Raw genomic sequence first — 3,993 nt, forward strand, 5'->3', positions numbered from 1 at the left:
TCTCCAGACATGCCCAAGACTTGCGATCCGCCGCTCACCCGCCGCGAGAAGCTTCTTCATCGAGAATTCCGGCGAGGTATGGAGATACAGCGTCTCCCCCACCCCATCATTGCCGATGGCCGTGGTGGTAAACGCATGCAGGTGCGTCTCATTGCCCGGCGAGCGCTGCAGCCCCGGCGGGTCAACCATGATAAAATCATTGTCCGCCAGGTACTTGCGCACCGCCAGCTCGATCCGGTTGCGCGCCAGCAGCGCCGGGCGCCGGTCGGCATGCACCGACGGCGTCCACCACGGCGAAACCGGCGGCACTGGAGTTGAAGGTGGCAACGGCGTCGTCTTTCGGCTCGGGACTGGCGGTTTTCGCAGAATTAGGATATCGGGCGGCACCGAATATCAGATCAGCGCGCTCGGCCCGGCCTCTGCCGCCGCTCTCTAGGCCGCCGCCAACCGTTGAACAAGGAAGAAGTAATGGTCAAGGTCATCGCCTCCTCGCTCCGCAAGGGCCATGTGGTCGAGCAGGACGGCAAGCTCCACATCGTGCTCACCGCCGAAAACGTCCACCCCGGCAAGGGCAACTCCGTCACCAACGTCAACATGCGCCGCATGGATGACGGCGTGAAGGTGATCGGCCGCTGGCGCACGGTGGAAATGGTCGAGAAGGCCGACGTCGATGAGCGCGAGTACCAGTTCCTCTACCACGACGGCGAGGGCTACCACTTCATGGACCCGGCCTCGTACGAGCAGATCGCCGTCTCCGAGGACGTCGTCGGCGAGCAGGGTGCGTTCCTCACCGATGGCATGCTGGTTTATTTGAAGACCTTCGAGGGCAACGCCATCGCCATCGAACTCCCGGCCCGCGTGACCCTCGAGATCACCGAGACCGAACCCGTGGTGAAGGGCCAGACCGCCTCCTCCTCGTTCAAGCCGGCGACCTTGTCGAACGGCGCCAAGACCATGGTCCCGCCCCATATCGGCGTCGGCACCCGCGTCGTGGTGATGACCGAAGACGGCAGCTACGTCGAGCGCGCCAAGGACTGAGGCCCCTCATCCGGCGCTCCGCGCCACCTTCTCCCCGACGGGAGAAGAAAAGGGGTGCCTCGATCTGGTCGCAGTGCATTCCTCTCCCCGTCGGGGAGAGGGTGGATCGCGCGAAGCGCGAGACGGGTGAGGGGTCGCAACCCACGGCCTCACCCCTCCATCAACCCCTTCACCGCCCGCAAATCCTCGACGAAGCGCGCCCGCTCCCGCTCCGCCTCTGCCCGATCCGGTATCCGCAGCAGGTACGATGGATGCACCGTCGCGTACATCCGTGTCCCGTCCTCCAGTTCCGTCACCCTGCCCCGCACCGACGACAGCGTCGTGCCGCTGCCCGCGAGGCTCGACACCGCCGTCGCCCCCATCGCCGCGATCAGCTTCGGTTTGACGAACTCCCGTTCGAGGTTCAGCCAGAACTTGCACGCCTTCACCTCACCGGCATTCGGCCGCTGGTGCAGCCGTTTCTTGCCGCGCGGAACGAACTTGAAGTGCTTTACCGCATTGGTGACATAGGCGCGCTCCCGCTCGAGCCCCGCCTCTGCCATCGCGGCATCGAACACCTTCCCCGCCGGCCCGACGAACGGCTTTCCCGCCAGGTCCTCCTGGTCCCCCGGCTGTTCGCCCACGAACATCACCTCGGCCTGCGCGGGACCTTCCCCGAACACCGCCTGCGTCGCCATCTCGTAAAGCGGGCAGCGCCGGCACTCGTCCACCACCGCCTTCACCTCCGCCAGCGAGTCGAACGACACCGCGACCGGCGTTTCCTCCGCTTGCCGCTCCATGCGCCGCACATGCTTGGATGATGGGATGCTGGCCTGCCGCTCGATCATGGCTTCCTCCGCCGCCTTGGCACCGCGTATCAGCGAACCAATGACTTCGGCCTCGGGCAGGTTGCGCCAGTATTTTACCGGCATCTCCGTCTTCATCATCTTCACCTTGAGCCGTGCCGGGTTGAAGATCGAACTGAAGTAGCTCTTCCACACCGGCTCGAGCGCATCGTCCGCCGGCACATCGTCCTTGTGCCCGCCATCCCCGAACTCCAGCGTCTCGCCATCCCAGAATGCCGACCGGTACGGCGTCACGATCCCCCAGATCATCCCGGTGAAGCGCCTGACGAAGAACGGCGCCACCCGCTCCAGCACAAAGTGGTCCGGCTCGAACCAGGCGACAAAGCGCTCGAGCCCGCTATCGTCCGCCACCGACTTGAAGCGCACGAACGCCTTCATCTTGTGGGCGTCGCGCCGCACCGCCGAGACCCGCCGATCGAGCTTTCCCACATCGGGATCGGACCGTACCTCCATCAGGTCGCGGTCCTTCTGCAGGCGCCACAGCAGCCGGTAGAGCAGCCCGAACCGCTCCGGGTCGGAATGGCAGATCCCCGCCTCGGCCCAGTCCATGAACCGCTGCGGCACCTTCCCGACCTTCCGCCCCGTCACCTCCTCGACACTCTCCTCCGCGCCGAACAGATCGTGCGGCATCGCGGGATCGACCCACACCACGTCCTCCGGCCGCACCACATCGAGCAGCAAACGCCGCGCCACCGCCCGCCACTCGTCGAAATCGTTGCGCGAGCGCAGGTGCACTGTCCGCATCAGAACAGTTCCAGCTGCCGCGCCGGAACGGTCAGCTTACCCCGCAGGCCCGCATCGTCGGTCAGCCCGCCCGGCGTCCAGTCGTCCGCCTCGATGAATGGCCGCACCTTGCTGATCGGCCCCGCCATGCGCGCCACATCGCTCAGCGTCAGCCTCACGTGCCGCCGCGCCGCGAGGATGCGGTCCACCACCCGCACCCCCAGTCCGGGCACGCGCAGCAGCAGCTCGCGCGCCGCCCGGTTCACATCCACCGGAAACTGCCCGCGATGCCTGAGCGCCCACGCCAACTTGGGGTCGAGCTTCAGGTCGAGCAGCCCATCCTCTCCGCCCGAAACGATCTCCTCGACCTCGAAGCCATAGAACCGCATCAGCCAGTCGGCCTGGTACAGCCGGTGCTCCCGCATCAGCGGCGGCGCCAGCAGCGGCAGCTTGGAACTCGCATCGGGGATCGGCGAGAAGGCCGAATAGTAGACCCGTTTCAGCCCATAGCCCGAATAGAGCGCCGCGCTGCGATTGAGGATCACCGCGTCGTTCGCCCGGTCGGCGCCGATGATCATCTGCGTCGATTGTCCGGCCGGCGCGAGCTTGGTGGGCTTCGGCTTGCCCTCGATCTTCCCGTCCGGCCGGCTGTCCTCGCGCGCCTGCTCGATCTTCGCCATGGCCGAGCGGATGGAGCTCGGCTTCTTCTCGGGCGCCAATGCCTCGAGGCTCAGGTCGGTCGGCAGCTCGATATTGGTCGACAGCCGATCCGCCCACCGTCCGGCTTCGGCGAGTAGGTCCGGCGCCGCATTGGGGATCACCTTGAGGTGGATGTACCCGCCGAACCTGTGCGTTTCGCGCAGCGTCCGCGCCACCCGCACCAGCTCCTCCATGGTGTAGTCCGGCGACCGGATGATTCCCGAAGAGAGGAACAGCCCCTCGATGTAGTTGCGCTTGTAGAAGTTGAGGGTGAGGTCAACGACCTCCTGCACCGAGAACCGCGCCCGCGGCGTGTTCGACGACACCCGGTTGATGCAGTAGGCGCAGTCGTAGACGCAGAAGTTGGTCAGCAGGATCTTCAGGAGGCTGATGCAGCGCCCATCCGGGGCGTAGGCATGGCAGATGCCATGGCCCTCGGTGGACCCGATCCCCGACCCGCCCATCGAGTTGCGCTTCGCCGTGCCGGACGAGGCGCAGGACGCGGCGTACTTGGCCGCGTCGGAGAGGATGGCGAGTTTTCGCTTGAGGGTGAGGGTCGCCAAGGGACGGCAACTATATAGTTCCTGTTTTGTTCCTTCAAGCCCATGTGGCTCGCCCTGCCCCGATCCGGGCTCGGCGAACCCTGGAATCCACTCCGGGCAAGCCCGGCCTTGGAGGAAGCGGCCGG

At 66.0% G+C, this 3,993-nt stretch carries 4 protein-coding genes; 1 reads left to right on the top strand and 3 read right to left on the bottom strand.

Features of this window, described 5'->3' with window-relative positions:
- Window positions 1-309: amino acid--tRNA ligase-related protein (locus tag JWQ89_RS19540; RefSeq protein ID WP_299643802.1), on the bottom strand; the 309-nt coding region annotated here is incomplete at its 3' end.
- Between the two features lie 159 nt (window positions 310-468).
- On the opposite strand from JWQ89_RS19540, the gene efp reads away from it, so the two are divergent.
- Window positions 469-1,038, top strand: a complete 570-nt coding sequence (gene efp / locus JWQ89_RS19545; RefSeq protein WP_299643803.1) for an elongation factor P — start codon at window positions 469-471, stop codon at window positions 1,036-1,038.
- 149 nt (window positions 1,039-1,187) lie between these two features.
- Here efp and JWQ89_RS19550 read toward each other — a convergent pair whose 3' ends face one another.
- Window positions 1,188-2,627 (bottom strand): UdgX family uracil-DNA binding protein, encoded by a 1,440-nt coding sequence (locus tag JWQ89_RS19550; protein WP_299643805.1) that lies wholly within the window; start codon window positions 2,625-2,627, stop codon window positions 1,188-1,190.
- Complete coding sequence (locus JWQ89_RS19555; RefSeq protein ID WP_299643807.1) at window positions 2,627-3,868, bottom strand: putative DNA modification/repair radical SAM protein; 1,242 nt, start codon at window positions 3,866-3,868, stop codon at window positions 2,627-2,629. The genes JWQ89_RS19550 and JWQ89_RS19555 overlap by 1 nt, the downstream gene beginning before the upstream one ends.
- Window positions 3,869-3,993: the final 125 nt, after the last annotated feature.

This window comes from Devosia sp. (assembly GCF_028290645.1).
Taxonomy (GTDB): Bacteria; Pseudomonadota; Alphaproteobacteria; order Rhizobiales; family Devosiaceae; genus Devosia_A.